A 22,894-nucleotide genomic window follows, 5' to 3' on the forward strand; every position below is an offset into this window, starting at 1 on the left:
GGGGCAGCATCGAGCTGCTGAACGATCGCTCAGTTACGGCGGGGTGCGCGGGCGACGAGGGGAGCTGCGAGGGTGCAGCAGCAGGAGGCACGGGCGCGGGCCACCGCGGAGCTCGTCGAGACCTACCGGGTGCGCGGCGGGCTCGGGTTCTTCGAGATCGCCGACGCCGACCCGGAGCGGACGGCGGTGATCGACGTCGACGGGTCGCGGACCCGGTTCGGGGAGCTGCGCGACCTGGTGCACCGCCTCTCCCACGGGCTGCGCGCGCAGGGGCTCGTGCCGGGCGACACCGTGGCCGTCGCGCTGCCCAACCACCGCGCGTTCGTGGCCCTGCAGCTGGCCACGAGCCAGCTCGGGCTCTACCTCACCGCGCTCAACTGGCACCTGACCGCGCCCGAGCTCGCCTACATCCTCGCCGACAGCGAGGCGAAGCTGCTGCTCGCCGGGCCGCGGCTGGGGGAGGCCGCCGCCGCGGCGGCCGACGACGCGGGGTTGCCCGCGCACCGCCGGTTCGGCGTGCCGGCCTTCCCCGGCTTCCGCCCGCTCGAGGATCTCCTGGACGGCATGCCGACCACGGCGCCCGGAGACAGGCGGCAGGGGTCGGTGATGCTCTACACGTCCGGGACGACCGGGCGGCCCAAGGGCGTGCGCAAGCCGCTGCCGCAGGCGAGCCCCGAGCAGAGCGTGGCGGCGCGGGTGGGCCTGCTGCCCCGGATGCTCGGCCTGCCGGGCGGGCAGGGGTGGGCGGACGGGTCAGGGGTGCACCTGGTGGTGGCGCCGCTCTACCACGCGGCCCCCAACGCGTACGGGCACATGGCCCTGCACCTGGGGCACACGCTGGTGCTGATGGACAAGTGGACGCCGCAGCTGTTCCTCGAGCTCGTGCAGCGCCACCGGGTCACCGCCACGCACATGGTGCCGATCATGTTCCACCGGCTGCTGGCGCTGCCGGAGGCGCAGCGCCGGGCCGCCGACCTCTCCTCGCTCACCCGGATCGTGCACGCCGGCGCGCCGTGCCCGGTGGCCGTCAAGCAGGGCATGATCGACTGGCTCGGCCCGGTGCTGCACGAGTACTACGCGGCCACCGAGGGCGGCGGCACGTACGTCGACCCGGCGGACTGGCTGCGGCACCCCGGCACCGTCGGGCGCGCGTGGGCGGGCAGCGAGGTGCTGATCCTCGACGACGACGGGGAGCTGCTGCCACCCGGGGAGGTCGGCACGATCTGGTTCCGCAGCGACGACGCGTTCGAGTACTTCAAGGCCCCGGAGAAGACCGCCGCGGCGCGGCGCGGCGACCTGTTCACCGTGGGCGACCTGGGGCACCTCGACGGTGACGGCTGGCTGTTCCTCAGCGACCGGCGCTCCGACCTGATCATCTCCGGCGGGGTGAACATCTACCCCGCCGAGATCGAGTCGGTGCTGCTGGCCCACCCCGCCGTGGCCGACGCCGCCGTCATCGGCGTACCCGACGCCGAGTGGGGCCAGCGGGTGGTGGCGCTGGTGCAACCGCATCCCGGAGCCGAGCCGGGGCAGGAGGAGCTGCTCGCGCACTGCCGCGCGCGGCTGGCCCGGTTCAAGTGCCCCACCGCCATCGCGTTCCGCGAGCTGCCGCGCACCGCGACCGGCAAGCTCAGCCGTGCAGCCCTGCGCGCCGAGACGACGTCCGTGGACGGGGGGACGTGACGCCGCGGGCGAGGGCGCCCTCCGACCGACCGCACGCCGACCGTTCACCGACCGAGAGGAAAGCCGTGTCCGCAGAGAGCTCCGCAGAGGCTCCCGAGGTTCTCGTCAGCACACCCGCCGACGGCGTGCTCGTGGTGACCATCGACCGCCCCCGGGCCCGCAACGCGGTGACGGCGGCGGTGGCGCAGGGGATCGCCGAGGCGATGGACCGCCTCGACCGCGACCCCGCCCTGCGGGTCGGGGTGCTGACCGGCGCGGGGGGCACGTTCTGCGCCGGGATGGACCTCAAGGCGTTCGTGCGCGGGGAGCGGCCGGTCGTTCCCGGGCGCGGGTTCGCCGGGGTGACGCAGCAGCCGCCCGCCAAGCCGCTGATCGCCGCGGTCGAGGGGTACGCGCTGGCCGGTGGCTTCGAGCTCGTGCTGGCGTGCGACCTCGTGGTGGCGGCCGAGGGGGCCACGTTCGGCATCCCGGAGGTGAAGCGCGGCCTGGTCGCCGCCGCGGGCGGCCTGCTGCACCTGCCGCGGCGCATCCCCTACCACCAGGCGATGGAGCTGGCGCTGCTCGGCAACCACATCCCCGCCGCCCGGGCGCGGGACCTGGGCCTGGTCAACCGCCTCGTCCCGGACGGCACGGCCTTGGACGCCGCCATCGCGCTGGCCGGCGAGATCTCGGCGAACGGGCCGCTGGCCGTGCGGGCGAGCAAGCGCATCGTCGCCTCGGCGCCCGGCTGGTCCGACGAGGAGCGCTGGGAGCGGCAGGCCGAGATCGCGGGTCCGGTCTCGGCGTCGAAGGACGCGATCGAGGGCGCCCGGGCCTTCGCCGAGAAGCGGCCACCGGTCTGGAGTGGCGAGTAGCACGGCGTCCGCTCCGACTTCGCACACCCAGCCTCCACTTCGCACACGGCCCGCCGTGTGCGAAGTGGTCACTCGATGTGCCAAGTGGGGGTGAGCACCGGGGTCGGCGCGCTGGTCGTGCTGGGGCTCACCTGGGGGGTCGTTGCGGTTCGACGGGTGGTGCTGTGCTGAAACGCTCGCGCAGCGCGGTCTTCACGACCTTGCCGCTGGGGTTGCGCGGCAGGGCGTCGACGATCCGCAGGTGGCGGGGGCGCTTGTAGGCGGCCAGGTGCTCGCGGGAGTACGCCTCGATCTCCGCGTCGGTGGGCGGGTCGTCCGGGTCCCGCGGCGCGACGATCGCGAGCGGCGTCTCGCCCCACCTCGGGTCGGGCACGCCGATCAGCGCCACCTCGGCGACCTTCGGGTGCCCGGCCAGCGCGTTCTCCACCTCGGCGCAGTAGATGTTCTCCCCACCCGAGATGATCATGTCCTTCTTGCGGTCGACCACGTACAAGTAGCCGTCGGGGTCCTCGCGGACCAGGTCGCCGGAGTGGAACCAGCCCCCGCGGAACGCCGCCGCGGTCTCGTCGGGCTTGTTCCAGTACTCCTTCATCACCATCGGGCTGCGGTAGACGATCTCCCCGACCTCGCCCCGGGGCACGTCGTTCATGTCGTCGTCGACGACGCGGACCTCGACGCCCACCATCGGCGTGCCCACCGAGCCGATCTTGCGGATCGAGTCCTCGCCCCGCAGGTTCGTGGTGACCGGGCTGCACTCGGTCTGCCCGAACGCGGTGCAGACCTCGGCCTGCGGGAATGACTCGATCATCGTGCGCAGCAGTGTGGTGGACGCGGGCGCGGCGCCCCAGGAGATCCGGCGCAGCCGCGAGAGGTCGGCCGTCGCGAGGTCCGGCACCGCGCAGATCGCCTGCCACTGCGCAGGCACCATGAAGCAGGAGCTGACGCCCTCGTCGACGAGCGTGCGCACCGTGGCAGCCGGGTCGAAGCCGCCGGAGGGCGGGATCACCGTCTTGCCGCCGGTGATCAGCACCGGCAGCATCCCGGACAGGCCGGCGATGTGGAACAGCGGCGCCGCCGACAGCCACACCCGGTCGTCCCCGCTGGTGCCCAGCGTCGCCATCGAGCAGAAGGCGTGCAGGTAGAGGTTGCGGTGGGTGAGCACCGCGCCCTTCGGGAAGCCGGTGGTCCCGGAGGTGTACATGATGAACGCGGGCGACTCGTCGGGGACCGGGAGCTCGGTGTAGACGTCGGAGGAGGCGGCCAGGACCTCCTCGAGGTCGCCGCCGATCGTGAGCACCGACCGCAGGCCCGGTGCCTTGGCGCGCGCCTGCTCGACGGCGGGGGCGAGGGCGGCGTCGACGACCACGGCGACGGCGCCGCTGTCGTCGAGCACGTAGGCGATCTCGTCAGCGACGAGCCGGAAGTTCACCGGCACCGCGATCGCGCCGATGCGCAGGACCGCCAGCCAGGACTCCACCACCTCGATGCTGTTCAGGCCCAGCACCGCCACCCGGTCGCCCGCCGTGACGCCGCGGTCGACGAGGGCGTGGCCCAGCCGGGTCACGCGGTCGTCCAGCTCGCCGTACGTGCGGCGCGCCCGCGGGTCGACGAACGCGGTCTCGCCCGGTCGCAGCCGCGCGTGCCGGGCGACCATGTCGCTCATCGTCATGCCGTGCCCGGTGATGCTGGAATCGCTCATCGACATCCTCGGCGTGGTCGCGATCACCTACTGAACGACCGTTATGTTCGCGGGAAGTCGGGGGTTTCGGCAAGCCCCCTGGGCTCATCCGCCCCGCAGCCAGGTGACCGCGCGGGCGGCGGCGAAGCCGATGAGGGCGTCGCGCTCCGGCGCCTGGGCGCGCGCGTCGCGGGCGCGGGTGAACACGGCGACCGCGAACCGGCCGCCGTCGGCGTACTCGACGACGCCGACCTCGTTGCGCACGGCGGGAAGCGTCCCGGTCTTCCCGCTGATCCGCACGTCGTCGGTGGCGAACCCGGAGCGCAGCCGGTGCGGCCAGACCTGGCGGCCCATCCAGCGCCGCACGTGGGCGCACGCCTCGGCGGGCGCCGCCTCGTCGCGCCAGATCAGGGCGAGCAGGCGGGTCATCTCCTCCGGTGTGGTGCGGCAGGTCTCGGCGGGGCGCAGGACGCGCAGGGCGTCCAGCTGGGCGGGGGAGAGCGAGGTGAGCGCGCGCTCGTCGTCCACGTAGTCGATGCCGAGGTCCTCGCCGATCGTGCGCAGCAGCTCCTCGCAGTTGTCGGGAACGGCGGTTCCCGGCAGGCCCAGCCGGTCCAGCAGCGCCGCCACCGCGGGCTTGCCGACGCGGTCGAGCACCAGGTCGGTGGCGACGTTGTCGCTGATGCCGATCATCAACGTCGCCAGCGCGTCCCAGGACAGGACGCTGCGGTGGGGGAAGGTCGCCAGGCCGTACGGGGAGGGGGTCGGGTGCCCCGGATCGACGGCCACCGGCTCGGCGAGGTCGCACTCGCCCGCGACGGCCTGGCGGGCCAGCTCCAGCGCGACCGGGACCTTGAACACCGACGCGGTGACCACGGGCCCGCCCGGGTCGATGCCGAACGCGCGCGGCTGCGCGCCCCCGTCCACGTCGACCGCGTGCAACCAGACGCGCACACCGACCTGCTCCGCGCGATCGGTGATCTCGACGGCCAACTCTTCTGCGGACTCCATGCTGTCCCTCCCGGGTGGGGGCCGTGCGGGTCGAACCGCCTCGATCGGTCGATCATGCGGAGGGATGATCGCCGTGCACATCGTCGGAGGACGACGAAACCGGGGCCGCGAGTTGGGTGCGCCGATGAACCGATCCCCTCGCACCTGCTGATCATGGCCGTTCGCGCGTTCCGCGGAACGGGCCCGTGCATGATCAGATCGACACCAGGGCGATTTCTGGGTGATCGAACAGCCCTGGTGTCGATCTGACCATGAAACTCCGGTGGGCGCGCCGTTCCCGGCTCGAGACCACTGCCCCTCGGCTCAGGCCCCCGGTTCGCTGATCAAGCCCTGTCGTCGGAGGGGTTCGGAACGGCACCACAGCCGGATGAGTGGCACCCGGCGGGGGACGGTCTCGTCGTGGACCGGCCGGGGCCAGGTCAGGGACGGTTGTCAGGGCGACCACGATATTCGGTAGTTGTGCCAACCCGGCCACCCTCGCCACGGGGGTCGGGTCGGGCGCCGGGGTGACTGCGAGTGAGGCCTGGACCAGGGGCGGGGCAGCGGTCTCGAGCCGGGAACGGCGCGCCCACCGCAACCCGCTCTGCCCGTCAGGAGGCCCCGGGGGGAATGGGCCGCGTGCTCACGCACCCCTTGTCCTCTCACGCACCCCGTTCCAGCCCGCAATACCGGTCGACGGGGTGCGTAGGCGCACACGGGGCTAGCTGTCCGGGGCCCCGATGGCGCGCAGGTGGTCGATGGTGGCCTGCTTGCCGCGCAGGATGTGGTCGTGCATGCCGCTCGCGGCGGCGTCGGCGTGGCGGGCCAGGAGGGCGTCGGTGACGGCGGCGTGGTCCTGCACCGAGCGGTGGCGGCGGTGGATGAACCAGATCGCCTGGTAGGGCACCCCGGTCCAGAGGCGGTCGATGAAGTCGTCGAGGAAGGAGGAGTGGGCGGCCTCGTAGACGGCGCGGTGCCACAGCGCGTTGAGGTCGACGATCACGCCCTGGGCCCCGTCCTCCTTCTCCGCGGCGGCACGGAACTCCTCGTGCAGCCCCCGGATCTCGGCGAGCTCCTCGTCGGTGGCGTTCTCCGCGGCCAGCCGGGTGGCCAGCGGTTCGAGGGTGACCCGGAGCAGGTAGATCTCCTCCGCGCGGGGGATGGAGTAGCGGGTGACGACGTGCCCGTGGTGCGGGCGGTACTCCACGAGCCCGTGCGCCTGCAGCATGCGCAGCGCCTCCCGGATGGGCGTGAGGCTCATCTGCATCTCGTCGGAGAGGCTCTGCAGGGTCAGCTTGGCGCCACCGGGCAGCTCCCCGCGTTCGATCTTGCGACGGACCACGCTGAAGGCCTCCTCGGCCTTCGTCGTGGTCCGGGCCGGCTTCCTCGGCATCGAGCCCCTTCCGTCACCGGGACGGTACCGAGTTCGAGGTGACCGCGATCGGGGTGACCGCGTCCTTCCCGGTGAGCACGGCGACGACGTTCTCGACGGCGAGCTCCGCCATCCGGGTGCGCGTCTCGACGGTGGCCGACCCGAGGTGCGGGGCGAGGACCGCGTTGTCGAGGTCGCGCAGTCCCTCGTGGACCCGGGGCTCGTCCTCGTAGACGTCCAGGCCCGCGCCGGCGATCGTGCCGTCGTGCAGCGCGGCGGCGAGCGCCGACTCGTCGACGATCGGGCCGCGGGCGGTGTTGACCAGGTACGCGCCGCGCTTCATCCGGTGCAGCGCGGCGGCGTCGATCAGGTGCCGGGTCTCCGGCGTGAGCGGGCAGTGCAGGGACACCACGTCGGAGGTCTCCAGCAGCTCGTCCAACGCCAGCTGCCGGGAGCCCCCGATGTCGACGGGGCGGCGGTTGTGGTGCACGACGTCCATCCCGAACGCCGCGGCGCGCCGCGCGACCGCCCGCCCGATGCTGCCCATGCCGACGATGCCCAGCTGCTTGCCCTGCAGCCCGGAGCCGAGCATGAACGAGACGTCCCAGGACCACGCCGCGCCCGAGCGGACGAGGCGGTCGCCCTCGGCGACGCGGCGGGTGACGGCCAGCAGCAGGGCGATCGTGAGGTCGGCGGTGGCGTCGACGAGCACGCCCGGGGTGTTGGTGGCGAGCACCCCGCGCCCGGTGATCGCCGGGACGTCGAGGTTGTCGTAGCCGACCGCGGTGTTGGCCACGACCCGCAGGTCCGGGCCGGCGGCGGCGAGCACGGCGTCGTCGACGCGGTCGTTGAGCATGCTGACGACCGCGGCCGCCCCGCGTACCGCCTCGTGCAGCTCCTCGACCGACAGCGGCCGGTCGTGCGGCGAGACCCACACGTCACCGACGGTGTGCAGCGGCTCGAGCGCCGCGGGGGGCAGCGCGCGGGTGACCACGATCCGCGGGGTGTCGGGGCTCATGCGGGTGGTGTCCTCCGGGGCGGGTCGGAGCCCTGCGCGAGCAGGGCGCGGGCGCGGTGGGCGATCGGGTAGTCGATGAACGTACCGTCGTCGAGGCGCAGCGAGGAGACGCCCGCCGCCTCGGCCTCGCGGAAGGCCTCGTCGACGCGGCGCGCCCAGCGCAGCTGTTCCTCCGTGGGCGCGAACGCCGCCGCGACCACCGGGATCTGGCGGGGATGGATCACCTGCTTGCCCGCGAAGCCCAGCCGTCGCGCCCGCGCGGCCGAGCGGGCCAGGCCCTCGGCGTCGTCGAGGTCGAGGTACGGGCCGTCGATCGGTCCGACGCGCCCGGCCGCGGCGGCCCCGAGCACGACGGTGCTGCGAGCGACGAACAGCTCGTCGCCGTCGGCGGTGGGGGTCACGCCGAGCTCGTTGGACAGGTCGGCGGGGCCGAACGTGAGCGTGCGGACGCGGGGGTCGGCCGCGGCGATCGCACGGGCCTCGGCGACCCCCGCCGCCGTCTCGACCAGCGGGAGGAGGCCGGTGCGTCCCGGCTCCAGCCCGGCGCGGGCCTCGGCCCGGTCCAGGAGGGCGGCCACCGCGCGCACCGCGGAGGGGCCGGAGCACATCGGCACCACGACGAGGTCGACGCGCGCCAGCACCGGTTCCAGCGCCGCGACGTCCGCCTCGGCGAGGCCGGTGTCGACCGCGTTGACCCGCACCGCGACCACCGGGCCACCCGCCGGCAGCGCCGCGAGCGCGGGGGCGAGCCCGGCGCGGGCCTCGTCCTTGCGCGAGACGGCGACCGCGTCCTCGAGGTCGACGGCGATCCCGTCGGCGCCCGCGGCGGCGGCCTTGGGGATGCGGTCGGGCCGGTCGGCCGGCACGAACAGCAGGGTGCGCAGCCGGTGTGACATCCCGCGGCGGCCCATCAGTCGGCGTACCAGTTCGGCAGCTCGTCCTGCAGGTCCACCCACACCGACTTGACGCGCGTGTAGTGCTCCATGACCTGCATGCCGCCCTCGCGGCCGTACCCGGACTGCTTGTAGCCGCCGAACGGCACGAGGTGGTTGATCGTGCGGGTGGTGTTGACCCAGACCAGCCCGGCCTCGATGCCGGCCGCGACGCGGTGGCCGCGCGCGATGTCGCGGGTCCACACCGAGCCGGCGAGGCCGTAGTCGGTGTCGTTGGCCTTCGCCAGCGCGTCCGCCTCGTCGGAGAAGCTCATCACGCCCGTCACGGGGCCGAAGATCTCCTCGCGGATCATCCGCATGGAGTTGTCGACGCCGTCCAGCACCGTCGGGGTGAAGTAGTAGCCGCCCTCCAGCGCCGGGTCGGTGGGCGCGGCCCCGCCGCACACCAGCGTCGCGCCGTCCTGCACGCCGCTGCGGACGTACCCGGCGATCGTCTCCCGGTGCGGCGCGGAAATCTGCGCGCCCATCTGGGTCTTCTCCGACAGCGGGTCCCCCACGCGGATGCGCCGCGCGAGCGCGGTGAACCGCTCGAGGAACTCGTCGTGGACGCTGTCCTGCACGAGGATCCGCGAGGCGGCCTGGCAGGTCTGGCCGGCGGCGGAGAAGATCCCGTAGGCGGTGCGGTGCACGGCCGCGTCGAGGTCGGCGTCGGCGAAGACCAGCGTGGGCGACTTGCCGCCCAGCTCGAACGTCACCAGCTTCAGGTCGTTCGCCGCGGTGGCGGCGATCTGCCTGCCCACCGCGGTGGACCCGGTGAAGGCGATCTTGTCGACGCCCGGGTGGGCCACGAGCGCGGCGCCCGCGGACTCGCCGAGCCCGGTGACCAGGTTGAACACCCCGTCCGGCAGCCCGGCCTCCGCGATCAGGTGGGCGAACACGACGGAGGACACCGACGTCTGCTCGGCGGGCTTGAGCACGATGGTGTTGCCGCCTGCCAGCGCCGGGCTGAGCTTCCAGGCCAGCATGAGCAGCGGCGAGTTCCACGGCACGATCGCGCCGACGACGCCGACCGGTTCGCGGCGCGTGTAGCTGAACGCCGACGCCGCCTGCGGGTGGGTCTCGCCGAGCACGGTCTGGCAGACGCCGGCGAAGTACTCGAAGTAGCGGACGATCGCGTCGATCTCCGCGCGCACCTCGCGGACGGGCTTGCCGTTGTCGCGGGACTCGATGACGGTGAGCTCGTCGCGGTGCCGGTCGACGACGGCCGCGATGCGCAGCAGGAAGCGCGCCCGGTCCGCGGCGCTCACGCGGGACCACTCGCCGCGCAGGGCGGTCCGCGCCGCGGCGACCGCGCGGTCCACGTCGGGCGCGGACGCGTCCGGGAGCGTGGCCCACACCCGGCCGGTGCGCGGTTCGGGGGAGTCGAACGTGGCGCCGTCGCCCGCGTGGACCCACGCGCCGCCGACGAGCATCGGCAGGCGCAGCGGGGCGAGGGTGTCGGCGGCGGGCGCGGCGACGAGGTCGGCGACGGTCATCGCGGGGTGGTCCTCCTCCACGGGGGTCATGAGCGGGCTCCGGGCAGCAGCACCGGCTTGATCTCCTGGAACGCCTGCATCCGCCCGATCACGGCGTTGACGTCCTCGAGCGGGTACCGCCCGCTGATCAGCCGTTCGAACGGGAGACGGTCGGCGTAGCGTTCCAGCACCTGCAGCGCCTGGTGGTAGTGGGTGGCGTCGCCGGAGAAGGAGCCGATCACGGTCAGGTTCTTCTTGGTGATCGTGCCGGGCGCGATCGGGGTCGTGCCGGCACCGAGCTGGCCGACCACCAGGTAGCGGGCACCGAGTCCCGCCATCTCGACGCCCTCGGCGAAGGCGGCGGGGTGCCCGGAGAACTCCGCGACCAGGTCCGCGCCCAGCCCACCGGTGGCCTCGCGCACCCGGTCGAGCCGCTCGGCGGGGTCGGGCACCTCCTCCAGCGAGACCACGTCGTCGGCCCCGAACGCGGTGGCGAGCTCCAGGCGTGCGGCCGGCGCGCCGACCGTGACGACGCGGCCGGCCCCGGCCTGCGCGAACAGCCCGGTGGCGAGGATGCCGAGCGGCCCGGCGCCCTGGACGACGACGGTGTGCTCGGGGCCGACGCGGCCGGCCTGCTGCACGGCGTTGACCACCGAGCGCAGCGCGCAGCTGGCCATGCTGGCCAGGTCGTCGGGTACGGCGTCGGGCACGCGCACCCGGCCCGAGCCGGGCAGGACGTAGGCGTGCTGGGCGAACCCGCCCATCAGGTAGGGCCACTCCTGCATCGACACGTGGCCGTAGGCGCTGCGGTTCAGGCACATCGCCGGCCGCTTGCGCGCGCACATCACGCAGCGCCCGCAGAAGGCGTGCGTCCAGATCACGCGGTCTCCGACGCGCAGGTCCTGGCCCACCGAGTCGACCTGCGCCCCCTCGCCGATCGCCACGACGCGCCCGACCATCTCGTGGCCGAGGATCAGCGGGAGGGCGATGTCGAGGGCGAGTGAGCCCTCCCAGCAGTGCACGTCGGTGCCGCACAGCGAGCAGGCCACGACCTCGACGAGCAGCCCGCCCGCCTCGACGCGGGGCGGCACCGGGACGTCCTCGATGCCGATGGGCTCACCGAACGCGCGGACCACCGCCGCGCGCGTGTGGTCGGGGATGGCGGTCGTCATGTTCGGGCTCCTTCAGGAAGCGGCGGGGATGTCGGCGGGGGCGCTGTGCGCGGCCGCGGTGCTGCGGACCTGGCCCCACACACCCACGGCCAGCACGGTGACCAGGCACAGCGCGATGATGTAGAGCGCGACGGGCCACGGCGCGCCGTCGCTCCAGAGCAGCAGCGACGCCGCGATGAGCGGGGTGAACCCGCCGATCAGGGCGGCGCCGAGCTGGTAGCCCAGCGAGGCGCCGCTGTAGCGCACGCGCGCGTCGAACAGCTCGGAGAAGTAGAGCGTCTGGGCGCCGTACATCGACGCGTGCCCGACGGCGAGCGCGACGATCAGCGCGATCCACAGTGCGACCGTGGACCCGCTGCCGGCGAGCCAGAAGAAGGGGAACGCGAAGACGGCGACGAACGCGGCGCCGAACGCGTAGACCGGCCTGCGCCCGACGCGGTCGGCGAGCACGCCGAACGCGCCGACCGTGCCGATCGCGACGAGGCTGGCGACGAGCACCCCGTTCAGCGCGGCGTTCCGCCCGGGCCCGTTCGCGGCCAGGGTCAGGGCGAACACCGTGATCAGGTAGAACGCGCCGGTCTCGGCGGCCTTGGCGCCGAAGGTGACCAGGATGCTGCGCGTGCTGGTGCGCAGCGCCTCCAGGATCGGCACCTTCACCGGCTCGCCCGCGGCGGCCGTGGCCTGCGCGAACTCGGGCGACTCCGTGATGGAGCGGCGCAGGTACATCCCGACGATGACCAGGACGAAGCCCAGCAGGAACGGCACCCGCCAGCCCCACGAGAGGAACTGTTCCTCGGGCAGAAGCAGGAACGCGCCGAGGACGAGGTTGGACAGCACGATGCCGGCGTAGACGCCCATCTGCGGCCAGGTGCCGTAGAAGGCGCGGCGTCCGGCGGGCGCGTGCTCCACCGTCATGATCGCGGCGCCGCCCCACTCGCCGCCGTGGGCGAGGCCCTGCAGCAGCCGCAGGAGGACCAGCAGCACCGGTGCCCACGTCCCGATGACGGCGTAGGTGGGCAGGAGCCCGATCCCGACCGTCGAGCCGCCCATCAGGGCGAGGGTCGCGATGAGCACGGACTTGCGTCCGATCCGGTCGCCGAAGTGGCCGGCGATGACGCCGCCGAGGGGTCGGGCGACGAACCCGACGCCGAAGGTCGCGAGCGCGAGCAGCGTGCCCACCGCCGGGTCGGTGCTGTGGAAGAACAGGGCGCCGAAGACCGTCGCGGACAGCGCGCCGTAGAGGTAGAAGTCGTAGTACTCGAGCATCGTGCCGATGCTGCTGGCCAGCGCGACCCGGCGGACGAGCCGGGGATCGGGGGCGGGGGTCGACATCCTCGGATGTCCTCTCATCGGTGAGCGGGGTGGGGAGGGTCAGTCGATGCGCGAGCGGGCGGTGGTCGGCCCGATCACGCCGTCGGCCTCGAGCTGCGCGAGCTCGTCGTCCGTGCACCCGAGCCGGTCGCACAGGATCTCCTCGTTGTGCTCGCCGAGGAGGGGGCCCGCGCTGCGGACGGCGCCGGGGGTGCGGGACAGGTGGGCGATCAGGCCCTGCATCTTCAGCGGGCCGAGGGCGGGGTGCTCGACCGTCGTGACGCTGCCGCGCGCGGCGAAGTGCGGGTCGGCGGCGATGTCGGCTGCCGAGTAGACCGGCCCGACGGTGGCGCCGACGGCGTCGAACGCGGCCAGGACCTCGTCGTTGTCGCGGTCGGCGACCCAGCTCGCGATCGCGTCGTCGATCTCGTCGCGGTGGGCGACGCGGCCGGCGATGTCGTCGAACCAGGGGGCGTCGGCGAGGTCGTCGCGCCCGACGGCCCGCAGGATCCGACGCCCGGTCGCGGCCGTCGCTCCCGACAGCGCGACCCAGCGGCCGTCGCGGGTGCGGTAGCACTCCCGGGGCACGTTGAAGTCGGTGCGGCTGCCCTGCCGGGTGGGCTGCAGCCCCAGCTGGTCGTGCGCGGAGGTCTGCGCGCCGAGGATCCAGAACAGCGGCTCGTAGATCGACAGGTCGACGACCTGCCCCTCGCCGGTCCGCTCCGCATGGCGCAGGGCCGTCATCGTGGCGAACGCGCCCGCGAGCGCGGCGACCCCGTCGGCCAGCGGCCACTGGGGGAGCACCGGCGGGCCGTCGGCCGCGCCGTTGGTGTCGGCGAACCCGCTGATGGCCTCGGCCAGCGTGCCGAAGCCGGGGCGGGAGCGGTACGGGCCGGTCTGGCCGAACCCCGAGACGCGCACGACGACCAGCCGCGGGTTGGTCCGCAGCAGGTCGGCGGGGTCGAGGCCCCAGCGCTCGAGCGTGCCCGGCCGGAAGCTCTCGACGAACACGTCGGCCTCGGCGAGCAGGCGCCGCAGCACCTCGGCGCCGCGGGGGTCGGACAGCGCGAGGCTGACCGCGCGCTTGTTGCGGCCGACGAGCGCCCACCACAGGGACTCGCCGTCCTTGCGCCACTCCCAGCTGCGCAGCCCGTCGCCGCGGGGGTGCTCGACCTTCACCACGTCCGCCCCGAAGTCGCCGAGCAGGGTGGCGAGCATCGGGCCCGCGTAGATCGTCGCCGCGTCCACGACCCGCACGCCGGTCAACGGCCCGCTGCTTGTGTCAAACATTTGATAAAATGTAGCCACGTCGGTCGGTGCCCGCAAGGGCCGTCCGTTGTGACGCGGGACGTCGACGAACCCGAGCGGGTGATCCAGACTGGCGCCATGCGCAGGGCGGCGGCGCGCGCGTTCGAGCGAGCCCGCCCCACGGGCGACGGGCGCCCGCGCCGGCTGCGGGTGGCGCTGGTGGTGGGTGCGGCGGTCGTCGCCACGGCGGTGGCCGCCCCGGCCGCGGCCGTCGTCGGGGCGCCGGTACGCGCCACCACCGCCGGCCCGGCCGCCCCGGAGCCGGTCGTGACGCGGCCGGGCGCGGTGCGCCGGGAATGGGACGCGGACGGGCCGGTGGGTGACCTCCGCGCCGCCGGGGCCGGCGTCGTCGTAGCGGGCGGGGAGGCGGTGACGGCCCTCGACGGCCCCAGCGGGGCGGTGGCGGTGGCGGTCGCGAGCCGCAGCGGGTCGGTGGTCGGGCTCGGGTGAGGGTCGCTACCGGGGCCGGCGGCACGGCTCGGGGGAGCGAGCAGGGGCGTGTGCGGCAGCATCTGCGCGCCGGTCGGGGGCGGTCGCGAGGTGCGCCCGCAGGAACGTGATCGTGCGGTCGAGGGCGTCCGCGGCGGCGTCGGGCGCGCCCGCCCACACGTGGTCGGCGCCGTCGTAGACGTGCAGGTCGGCGCGAGCGCCCGCGGCCACCAGCGCGGCGGCGAACCGTTCGCTCTGCACGCACGGCACGGCCCGGTCGGCCCGGCCGTGCAGCAGCAGGAACGGCGGCGCCGCGGAGTGGACGTGGGCGACCGGGCTGGCCCGCGCCGCGCGCTCGGGCACGGCGGCCTGCGGGGCGCCGAGCAGCTGGGCCTCGCGGGTGTCCGGGTCGGTCGGGTCGGCGCCGCGGTCGCCCGGCAGCGCCCGCAGGTCGCTCGGGGTGTACCAGCAGGCGACGGCGGCGAGTGCCGGATCGGCGGTGAGGCCGAGCAGGGCGGCGAGGTGCCCGCCCGCGGACTCGCCCCACGCCCCGACGCGGCCGGGGTCGACGCCCAGCTCGTCCGCGTGGCCGCGCACCCACTCCAGCGCGGCCCGGGCGTCCTCCAGCTGGGCGGGCCACCGGGCCTCGCCGGAGAGCCGGTAGTCGATGCCGGCGACCGCGATGCCCGCCGCGGCGAACTGCCCGAACGGGTCGGCGTCCGCGTAGGCGGGCCCCATCGAGCGCCTGCTGCCCACCCGCCAGCCGCCGCCGTGCAGGGCGATCACGAGCGGGGCAGGGGCGCCACTCGCGGCGGGGAGCACCAGGTCGAGCTCCAGCGGGCGGAAGCCGGGGACGTGGGCGTAGGGGACCGCGGGGATCCGCCGCGGTGCCGCGGTCACGCGTCCGGCCACGTGACGTCCTGCAGGAACTGCATCCGGTGCTCCTGGGCGGCGGTGCGCATCCGCGCGACGTCGGGGACGAACGGTGGCTGCCCGGGCTCCCCGGAGTCGGTCGGCGCGCCCATGTGCTGGAAGAACCGCTCGAAGCCGCCGGTGACGACGCCGAGCATCCGCGACGGCTGCTCCACCCGGTAGGCGTGCGGGAGCCCGGCGGGCACGAAGCCGAAGTCGCCGGTCCGCAGCAGCCGCGAGGTCTTCTCGCCGGTGCGGGTCTGCACGAAGACGCGGACCTCGCCGTCGAGGACGTAGAAGACCTCGTGGGTCTCGTCGTGGGCGTGGGTGGGGATGAGCTCGCCCGGCGGGCACTGCGCGGTCATGACCCCGAACTGGCCCTCGGTCTCGGCGCCCGACAGCAGCACGGTGAACAGGTCACCGAACAGCTGGGCGTGCTCGCCCTCGCCGCTGCGCAGGAAGAACGCGTCCGGCGCGCCGGGCAGCACGCCCTGCCAGGCCGGTCCCACGGCCGGGTCGGCCAGGTACTCGAAGCTCACGTCGTCTCCTCGTCCTTCCTCAGGGGGCCAGTTCCTCGAGCGGGCGCTGTTTCGTCTCCACACCGAAGCGCAGCAGGACGGCGAGGCCGACGAGCAGGACCGCCGTCGCGAGGACGAAGCTCCAGAACACGCCGGTCGTCGCACCCAGCAGCAGCCCGATGGTGATCGGCGCGACCACCGAGGCGAGGTTGCGCATGGTGCTGCCGACCGTGGTCGCCCAGGCCCGCATACGCGTCGGGTACAGCTCGGCGGTGTAGAGGTAGACCAGCGGCGCGTTGATGTTCACCCCGAAGAGCACGAGCGCCCCGGCGACGAACAGCACCGGCCAGCCGGTCCAGCCCAGCAGCCCCAGCGCGACCGCCCCGCCGACGCTGCCGACGAGCGCGAGCCCGTAGCCGGCGCCGAACCAGAACCGCCGGCCCCGGCGGTCCAGCGAGGACGCGGCGACGTAGAGCACCACCAGGTTGCCGACGACGATCCCGCCCGTGAGCAGCGACGCGGTGGCGGCGGGCAGGCCGCCGACCCGGCTCAGCAGCGTCGGCATCCACGAGGTGAACCCGCCCAGCGGCAGGAAGGTGGTGAACCAGACGCACCACAGGGTGAGCGTGCGGGTGCGGTAGGCGGGGGAGAACAGCTCCCCGAACCGGGTCGGCGGTTCGGCCACGGCCGGTGCCGTGCGCGGGGCGGCACCGTCGAGGACGTGCCCGGCCCTGCGGGCGCTCGCCTCCATCTCGGCGACCACCGCCTCGGCCTGCTCCAGGTCCCCGCGGTGGACGAGGTGGCGCGGCGACTCGGGCAGCCGGAACCACGCCCACACCGCGGTGAGGACCGGGACGCCGCCGAGGACGAACAGGTACCGCCACGCGTCCTCGGGCGGGAACACCGACAGGAACAGCGCCCCGACGAGCGTCGCGCCGAGGATGCCCCAGACGAACAGGCTCTCGTAGACCAGGACGATCCGGCCGCGGGCGCGGGCGCGCACGAACTCGTTGAACATCGCCGCGGCGACGGGCACCTCGGCGCCCAGCCCGATGCCCTGCAGCAGCCGGAACACCATCAGGCTCTCGGCGTTCCAGGCCAGCGCCGACACCACCGACAGGGCGCCGAACAGCGCCGACGCCCCGACGAAGGCCACCTTCCGGCCGGCCCGCTCGCTCACCACCCCGAACAGGACCGCGCCGACGATCTGCCCGACGTACCCCGCGGCGATCAGCGGCCCCGCCACCGACAGCGGAGCGCCCAGCGACGACAGGATCGCGGTGAGCGCGACGGACAGGACGAGCGCGTCGAACGAGTCGAAGAACGTGCCCACCCCGAGGATCGAGGCGATGCGCAGGTGGAAGCGCGTGACGGGGATGCGCTCCACGCGGTCGAGCAGCGCGGGACCGGTGGCGGGAGCCGGCGGGGCCGGGTCGGGGCGGGGGTCGATGCTCATGGCACCTCCACGGTGAGGTCGGAGCACGGAGGGGATCGGGCTCAGGAGGGAAGGGCTGCGCGGACGGCGCCGCGGGCGACGTCGAGCACGCCTGCCGCGTCCCTCGCGTCGGCGCCACGCCACGCGACGTGCTGGTCGGGGCGCACCAGCAGCAGCGGGGCGTCGTAGCCGCCCGGGAGCCCGGGCAGGTCCAGCAGGGCGAACGGGACGCCGTGCCGGTCGGCCGCGGCGCGGAACGGCGCGACGTCGATCCCCGGCTCGCGGCGCAGCAGCGTGAACCCGGCGGTCGCCAGGTGGTCGTAGAGCGAGGACCCGTCGGCGAGCCAGGCGTGCGGCAGCCGGGCGCCCGGACGGGCGGAGGCGTGGTAGGTCAGCGGGTCGTGCGCGGGGACGGGCGAGCCGTCGTCCACGACCACGGGGGAGTCGGCGTAGTGGTAGCCGAGCACGAGGCCGAGGCTGTGGAACTCGCCGCGCTTGACGGCGAGCGCCTCGGCGACGCCCGCGCGGCACGCGGCGCCGGCGGGGGTGTCGGCGTCGAGTTCGGCGCGCCGGAACGCGTGCGCCAGCCGCGACTCCTGCGCCGCCGCGTCCGCGATGGTCTGCGCCGCGACCGGGCGCCGCTCGGGCTCGTAGCTGTCCAGCAGGGCCGGGCCCGCCCAGCCCTGCAGCACGGCGACGAGCTTCCAGGCGATGTTGACCGCGTCGCCGACGCAGGTGTTGTAGCCGTGCCCGCCCCACGGCGGGTTCAGGTGCGCGGCGTCGCCGACGAGGAAGGTCCGGTCGCCGCGGTAGCGGTCGACCAGCAGCATCCGTGCGGTCCACGGGTCCGTGGCGAGGACCTCGACGTCGATGTCGGCGCCGGTGTCGTCGGTGCCGACCATCGACCGGACCAGCGCGGCCGGGTCGACGTCCGCGGCGGAGGCGTCGACGCCCTGGGCGATCGCCCACCACGTGCCGTCCAGGTCCATCCGCCCGACGATCCCGCCCACCTCGGCGCCGAGCACCCAGTAGTGCACCGCGCGGGCGCACACCCGCTCCTCGGTGAGCTCCGGTGCCCGGAACGTGACGTTGAGGTTGGGCAGCGCGCCGCTGCCGCCGGCGTAGCGGGCACCGATGGCATCGCGGCTCGCCCCGGTGGCGCCGTCGCAACCCAGCAGGTAGCCGGCCGTGACCTCGCGGACGGAGTCGTCGGGTCCCGCGATCCGGGCGCGCAGCCCGTCCGGGCCGTCCTCGGCCGCGACGAGGCGGTGCCCTGCCAGGAACTCCACGGTCGGCAGCTCGGCCACCGCGGCGCGCAGCACCTCCTCGACGACGGGCTGCGGGATCTGCTGCCCGCACTCGGCGAACTCGTCGCGGCGCTGCGGGTGCAGGGCGAACGCGTTCGGGAAGCGGGTGATCTCGTGGCCGGTCAGGCGGGTGCAGAACACGACGTCCTGGGCGTGCGCCACCGGCAGCGGCGCGGCGGCCCGCACCCGGTCGGCCAGGCCCCAGCGGCGCAGCAGCTCCATCGTGCGGGCGCTGGTGGTCTTGGCCCGGGGCCGGTCGGTCGCGACGCTCACGCGCGGCTCCACGACGGCGCAGCGGATCCCGGCGCGGCCCAGCTCGATGGCGGCGGCCAGGCCGCTCGGCCCGCCGCCGGCGATCAGGACGGGGTGGTGGTCGGTCATCGGCCGCCCGCCCCGCAGATCGGCGTCCGCAGCAGGCCGAGCTTCTCGACCTCGACCTCCACGACGTCGCCGGGCCGCAGCAGCCACGGCGGGGTGCGCACGTAGCCGACGCCCTCCGGTGTGCCGGTGACGAGGACGTCGCCGGGTTCGAGCGTGAGCGTGCGGCTGACCAGCGACAGCACGTCCCCGACACCGAAGATCATGTCGCGGGTGCTGCCGTGCTGCACGACCTCGCCGTTGACCCGGGTGGTCAGGTCGAGACCCGCCGCGAGCGACCCCACCTCGTCGGCGGTGACGAGCGGGCCCATCGGGCCGCTGCGGTCGGCGTTCTTGCCCAGCGTCCACTGGGCGGTGAGCTTCTGCGCGGTGCGCGCGGTGAGGTCGTTGAAGACCGCGTAGCCGAGCACGCCGGCCTCGGCGGCCGCGGCGTCGACGTCGGCCATGCGGGTCCCGACGACGGCGGCGACCTCGCCCTCCCAGTCCAGGCCGGGCTCGTTGGCGGGCACCGGGACGGGCACGTCGCCGACCGACAGCGACGGCGTCCACCGGCCGAAGATCGTCGGATGGTCGGGCACGCCGTAGACGCCCTCGTCCGCGTGCGCCCGGTAGTTCAGCCCGAGGCACAGCACCCGCGCCGACGGCGGCACCGGCGGGGCGAGCGGGGCGCCCGCCAGCGGCCGCTCGCCGCGCGTCACCGCCCGCGCCTCCGCGGTCCACCGCGGCAGGTCGGCGTAGAAGTCGCGGACGTCGGCCAGCGGCGCGAGCGCGTCCCCGACGACGGCGGCGACGAGCGTCTCGCGACCGTCGCGCAGCCCCACGAACTTCACAGCTCCACCAGCCGGACGTCGAACGCGAAGTCGAGGTAGGACCCGTCCAGCTCCCACCGCCTGCCGTCGGTACCGGGCCGCGGGGTGACCACCAGCGCGTCCTTGACGGCGAACGCGGCGTCGGAGTCGAGGTAGGGATCGCCTGCGACGAACACGTGCGTGGTGACCGGGCGGTGCCCCGCGGCCTCCACGCGCAGGTGGATGTGGGCCGGGCGCATCGGGTGGCGCCCCAGCGCGCTGAGCAGCCCGCCGACCGGGCCGTCGGTCGGCACCGGGTAGCTGCTGGGCAGCACGCTGCGGAACCAGTAGCGCCCGTCGGAGTCGGTGGTGAGCAGCGCGCGCAGGTTGCCGTCGGGCTGCGCGGCGTCCTGGGTGTCGTAGTGGCCGGCGTCGTCGGCCTGCCAGACGTCGACGGTGGCGCCCGCGAGCGGGGTGCCCGCGCAGTCGGTGACCCGGCCGTGCACGACCATCGGCTCGGCGCGCTCGCGCTCCGGGCCGTCGGCGATCCAGGCGCCCAGCGGGCGGGCCGGCGCGGGGGAGTGGAACGGGCCCTCCACCGACGACGGCGTCGCCTCGGGCGGCCCGGCGTGGTTGACCTCGTCGACGGCCGACGTCAGCCCGAGCATGTCCGACAGCAGGATGAACTCGTTGCGCGTCGGTGTGCAGGTCCGGCCGGTGCGGACGAGGAAGTCGAGGCCGCGCAGCCACTCCTCCTCGGTGGGCCGGACCTCGCGCACGAACGCGTGCAGGTGGGTCACGGCGGAGCGGACGATCTCCGCCAGGCGCGGGTCGTCGGCCTGGACCTGCGCGAGGACGGCGGTGAGCAGGCGGTCGAGCTCGGGTTCCGGGGTCACGGTCCCTCCGGGCGGATCGGCGGTGGTCCGGGTTCGTCACAGCATCGGGACCTCCCGCGGCGCCGTCTGCGAGCGTTCCATTGAGTGGACCTGCCAGACTCGATCGCGTGGCCGACGCGAGCCCGGTGCCCCGCCGTGGGAAGCGCCCCGAGCAGGGCGACCCGGTGATCGACCGCGCCCTGTCGCTGCTGGCCGCGTTCGACGCCGAGCACCGGGCGCTGGGCGTCGTCGAGCTCAGCCGGCGCACCGGGATGCCGCGCAGCACCACCTCGCGCCTCGCCGCCCGGCTGCGGGAGTGGGGCGCCCTGGAGACCGATGCGCGGGGGCGCTACGTCGTCGGGCTGCGGCTGTTCGAGATCGCCTCGCTCGCCCCGCGCAGCCACGGCCTGCGCGAGGCGGCGCTGCCCTACCTGGAGGACCTGCACGAGGTCACCCGCCAGCACGTCCTGCTCGCGGTGCGGGAGGGCGGCGAGGCGCTGCTGGTCGAGCGGCTGTCGGCGCGCGCGGCCGTGGAGGTGGCCTACCGGGTGGGCGGGCGGATGCCCCTGCACGACACCGGCGTCGGCCTGGTGCTCCTCGCGGGGGCCGGCGCGGACGTGCGCGACGCGCAGTTCGCGCTGCTCGGGACCCCGGCCGAGGTCGCGACCCTGCGCCGCCGGCTCGCGCAGGTCCGGCGGCTCGGGGTGGCGGTCTTCGACCGGAGGCGGCCCGCGCCCGTGTCCTCGGTGGCGGCGCCCGTCCGCGACCACGCCGGCCGGGTCGTCGCCGCGGTGTCCGTCGTGGTGCCGGCCGGCTCGGCCCGGCCCCAGGCCTACGAGCAGGTCGTGCGCACCGCTGCGCTGTCGATCTCGCGGGGCATGGGCGCGGCGCAGCGCCGGGGGTGATCGGGCCCCGCCGCACCGGAGCCGGTCGCCGGCCGGCTCACCGCTGGCGGGCCGGCCGGACGACGATCTCGTTGACGTCCACGTCGGCCGGCTGGGCGAGGGCGTAGGAGACGGCGCGGGCGACCGCGTCGGGGGCGATCGCGTGGGCCCGGTAGGTGTGCATGGCCTCGGCGGCCCCGGGCTCGGTGATCGTGTCGGCGAGCTCGGAGGTGACGACGCCGGGCGAGACCGTCGTGACGCGGATCGACGGGTCGGACTCCTGGCGCAGGCCCTCGGTGATCGCCCAGGCCGCGTACTTGGTGCCGGAGTACACCGCGCTGGTGGGCACGACCTGGTGGGCGCCGATGCTCGCGGTCGTGACGAAGTGCCCGCCGCCCTGGGCGGTGAACACGGGCAGGGCGGCGGCGATCCCGTGCAGCAGCCCGCGGACGTTGACGTCCAGCATCCGGTCCCACTCGTGCACCAGCAGCGAGTCGAGCCGGGACAGCGGCATCACGCCGGCGTTGTTGACCAGGACGTCGACGCGGCCGTGGCGCTCCCGGGCGGCGCCGACGAAGCTCTCGACGTCCGCGCGGTCGGTCACGTCGAGGCGCACGGGCTCGATCACGTCGCCTGCCTGCGCGGCCAGCCGCTCCAGGCGATCGATCCGGCGCGCGCCCGCGACGACCCGGTGGCCCTCGCCCGCGAGCCGGACGGCGATGGCCTCGCCGATCCCGCTGCTCGCGCCGGTGACGAGAACGATCTTGCCGGAGGCCTCGGACGGTGCGGTCATGGTGCTCCCCTTCGGGACGTGTGACGACGTGCGCTGACGTCGTCCACGGTGCTGCCCGGGGAGCGGGGGCGGCAGGACGTGGTCCTCCTGGGTGCGCCGCACCCAGGCGCGGGAGGGGTGTCAGTCCTCGACGCCGGGGCGCACCGGGCTGATGTAGGTCCCGGGACGGGTCGCGCCGTCCTGGCGCAGGACGGCGCCGCCGGGCCACTGCAGGCTCGCCGAGCGGGTCTCGTCGGGCGGTGTGACCAGCATGCCGGTGGGCGTCCACCCCGAGCCGTCCTGCGGGGGCAGCCAGGTGATCGTGGTGTGCGCGGTGCCGCCCGGCTCGAGCCGCACCGGCGAGGCCGGCTGCTCGGCGCGGCGCAGCGAGTAGGTCGGGCCCATCGGGTCGTCCGGTCCCTGCAGGTCCACGCCGCCGAATCCGGTCATCGTGCAGGCCTTCGCGGAGGTGTTGGTCCAGACGACCGCGGTGTGGCGTTGACCGGCCTCGCCGGTGGTCCGCCCGAGCGATGCGCTCACCTCGTCGAGGGTGCAGCGCGTGCCCTCGGAGGCCCCGCCCCCGCCACCGCCAGGCGTCGTCGGGGCGGGCGCTGCCGTCGGTGCCGGCGCCGAGCTCGTGGCCTGCTCCGTGACCGGAGCCGGTGCCGGGGCCGGTGCCGGTGCCGCGGCGGGCGACGGTGACTGGCAGCCGGCGAGGACGGCGGCCCCGGCCAGGACGAGCACGGCGAGCGGGCGGCGCGGGAACGGCATGATCCCCAGGCTCGGTCGCCGGTCCGCCGGGC

At 74.9% G+C, this 22,894-nt stretch carries 21 protein-coding genes; 4 read left to right on the forward strand and 17 right to left on the reverse strand.

All coding sequences use genetic code 11. The annotated features are described in order from the left end of the window. Positions 1 to 72: 72 nt before the first annotated feature. Entirely contained in the window at positions 73 to 1,683 is a 1,611-nt protein-coding gene (locus FB558_RS37665; protein WP_342787692.1) for an AMP-binding protein, read from the forward strand. A 65-nt stretch (positions 1,684 to 1,748) separates the two neighbouring features. Next, positions 1,749 to 2,537, forward strand: coding sequence for a crotonase/enoyl-CoA hydratase family protein (locus tag FB558_RS37670; RefSeq protein WP_142062631.1), 789 nt, complete (start codon positions 1,749 to 1,751; stop codon positions 2,535 to 2,537). Between the two features lie 127 nt (positions 2,538 to 2,664). Here FB558_RS37670 and FB558_RS37675 read toward each other — a convergent pair whose 3' ends face one another. The 9 genes from FB558_RS37675 to FB558_RS37715 all read right to left on the reverse strand — a co-directional run bounded on the left by FB558_RS37675 (position 2,665) and on the right by FB558_RS37715 (position 13,775). Beyond that, positions 2,665 to 4,236: a long-chain-fatty-acid--CoA ligase gene (locus FB558_RS37675; protein WP_142062634.1), complete on the reverse strand. Its 1,572-nt coding sequence runs from the start codon at positions 4,234 to 4,236 to the stop codon at positions 2,665 to 2,667. Positions 4,237 to 4,320: 84 nt separating this feature from the next. Then, positions 4,321 to 5,226, reverse strand: a complete 906-nt coding sequence (locus tag FB558_RS37680; RefSeq protein WP_142062637.1) for a serine hydrolase — start codon at positions 5,224 to 5,226, stop codon at positions 4,321 to 4,323. A gap of 700 nt (positions 5,227 to 5,926) precedes the next feature. Continuing rightward, complete coding sequence (locus FB558_RS37685; protein WP_142062640.1) at positions 5,927 to 6,598, reverse strand: GntR family transcriptional regulator; 672 nt, start codon at positions 6,596 to 6,598, stop codon at positions 5,927 to 5,929. Between the two features lie 13 nt (positions 6,599 to 6,611). Continuing rightward, on the reverse strand, positions 6,612 to 7,595 hold the full coding sequence (locus FB558_RS37690) for a 2-hydroxyacid dehydrogenase (protein WP_142062643.1): 984 nt from the start codon (positions 7,593 to 7,595) through the stop codon (positions 6,612 to 6,614). Continuing rightward, positions 7,592 to 8,491 carry an HpcH/HpaI aldolase/citrate lyase family protein gene (locus FB558_RS37695; protein ID WP_211367123.1) on the reverse strand — a complete coding sequence of 300 codons (900 nt, stop codon included), beginning with the start codon at positions 8,489 to 8,491 and terminating at the stop codon, positions 7,592 to 7,594. The genes FB558_RS37690 and FB558_RS37695 overlap by 4 nt, the downstream gene beginning before the upstream one ends. Positions 8,492 to 8,505: 14 nt before the next feature. Next, positions 8,506 to 10,053, reverse strand: a complete 1,548-nt coding sequence (locus FB558_RS37700; protein ID WP_246107052.1) for an aldehyde dehydrogenase — start codon at positions 10,051 to 10,053, stop codon at positions 8,506 to 8,508. After that, entirely contained in the window at positions 10,050 to 11,174 is a 1,125-nt protein-coding gene (locus tag FB558_RS37705; RefSeq protein WP_142062649.1) for a zinc-binding dehydrogenase, read from the reverse strand. Before FB558_RS37705 ends, FB558_RS37700 begins: the two co-directional genes overlap by 4 nt. A gap of 12 nt (positions 11,175 to 11,186) precedes the next feature. Further along, the gene (locus tag FB558_RS37710; RefSeq protein ID WP_142062652.1) at positions 11,187 to 12,506 is read right to left on the reverse strand and encodes an MFS transporter; all 1,320 of its coding nucleotides are present in this window, start codon (positions 12,504 to 12,506) and stop codon (positions 11,187 to 11,189) included. A gap of 39 nt (positions 12,507 to 12,545) precedes the next feature. Beyond that, positions 12,546 to 13,775, reverse strand: coding sequence for a CaiB/BaiF CoA transferase family protein (locus tag FB558_RS37715; protein WP_142062655.1), 1,230 nt, complete (start codon positions 13,773 to 13,775; stop codon positions 12,546 to 12,548). Between the two features lie 96 nt (positions 13,776 to 13,871). On the opposite strand from FB558_RS37715, the gene FB558_RS37720 reads away from it, so the two are divergent. Next, positions 13,872 to 14,243 (forward strand): hypothetical protein, encoded by a 372-nt coding sequence (locus tag FB558_RS37720; protein ID WP_142062658.1) that lies wholly within the window; start codon positions 13,872 to 13,874, stop codon positions 14,241 to 14,243. A 6-nt stretch (positions 14,244 to 14,249) separates the two neighbouring features. Here FB558_RS37720 and FB558_RS37725 read toward each other — a convergent pair whose 3' ends face one another. The 6 genes from FB558_RS37725 to FB558_RS37750 are packed head-to-tail and all read right to left on the reverse strand — an operon-like array spanning position 14,250 to position 20,456. After that, on the reverse strand, positions 14,250 to 15,134 hold the full coding sequence (locus tag FB558_RS37725; RefSeq protein WP_142062661.1) for an alpha/beta hydrolase: 885 nt from the start codon (positions 15,132 to 15,134) through the stop codon (positions 14,250 to 14,252). Continuing rightward, the gene (locus FB558_RS37730) at positions 15,119 to 15,673 is read right to left on the reverse strand and encodes a quercetin 2,3-dioxygenase (RefSeq protein ID WP_142062664.1); all 555 of its coding nucleotides are present in this window, start codon (positions 15,671 to 15,673) and stop codon (positions 15,119 to 15,121) included. The genes FB558_RS37725 and FB558_RS37730 overlap by 16 nt, the downstream gene beginning before the upstream one ends. Positions 15,674 to 15,692: 19 nt before the next feature. Continuing rightward, a complete protein-coding gene (locus tag FB558_RS37735; RefSeq protein ID WP_142062667.1) occupies positions 15,693 to 17,108 on the reverse strand; it encodes an MFS transporter in 1,416 nt (471 codons plus the stop codon). Between the two features lie 41 nt (positions 17,109 to 17,149). Next, complete coding sequence (locus FB558_RS37740; protein WP_142062670.1) at positions 17,150 to 18,775, reverse strand: FAD-dependent monooxygenase; 1,626 nt, start codon at positions 18,773 to 18,775, stop codon at positions 17,150 to 17,152. Further along, on the reverse strand, positions 18,772 to 19,602 hold the full coding sequence (locus FB558_RS37745) for a fumarylacetoacetate hydrolase family protein (protein WP_142062673.1): 831 nt from the start codon (positions 19,600 to 19,602) through the stop codon (positions 18,772 to 18,774). Before FB558_RS37745 ends, FB558_RS37740 begins: the two co-directional genes overlap by 4 nt. Next, positions 19,599 to 20,456: a dioxygenase family protein gene (locus FB558_RS37750; RefSeq protein WP_142062676.1), complete on the reverse strand. Its 858-nt coding sequence runs from the start codon at positions 20,454 to 20,456 to the stop codon at positions 19,599 to 19,601. The genes FB558_RS37745 and FB558_RS37750 overlap by 4 nt, the downstream gene beginning before the upstream one ends. A 107-nt stretch (positions 20,457 to 20,563) precedes the next feature. On the opposite strand from FB558_RS37750, the gene FB558_RS37755 reads away from it, so the two are divergent. Further along, on the forward strand, positions 20,564 to 21,340 hold the full coding sequence (locus FB558_RS37755) for an IclR family transcriptional regulator (RefSeq protein ID WP_246107053.1): 777 nt from the start codon (positions 20,564 to 20,566) through the stop codon (positions 21,338 to 21,340). 37 nt (positions 21,341 to 21,377) lie between these two features. On the opposite strand, the gene FB558_RS37760 is transcribed toward FB558_RS37755, so the two are convergent. Both FB558_RS37760 and FB558_RS37765 read right to left on the reverse strand, forming a co-directional pair. After that, on the reverse strand, positions 21,378 to 22,112 hold the full coding sequence (locus FB558_RS37760) for an SDR family oxidoreductase (RefSeq protein ID WP_142062679.1): 735 nt from the start codon (positions 22,110 to 22,112) through the stop codon (positions 21,378 to 21,380). A gap of 120 nt (positions 22,113 to 22,232) precedes the next feature. Continuing rightward, positions 22,233 to 22,862, reverse strand: coding sequence for a DUF4232 domain-containing protein (locus tag FB558_RS37765; protein ID WP_142062682.1), 630 nt, complete (start codon positions 22,860 to 22,862; stop codon positions 22,233 to 22,235). Positions 22,863 to 22,894: the final 32 nt, after the last annotated feature.

Origin of the sequence: Pseudonocardia kunmingensis, from assembly GCF_006716445.1 — a bacterium.
GTDB classification, from domain to species: Bacteria; Actinomycetota; Actinomycetes; order Mycobacteriales; family Pseudonocardiaceae; genus Pseudonocardia; species Pseudonocardia kunmingensis.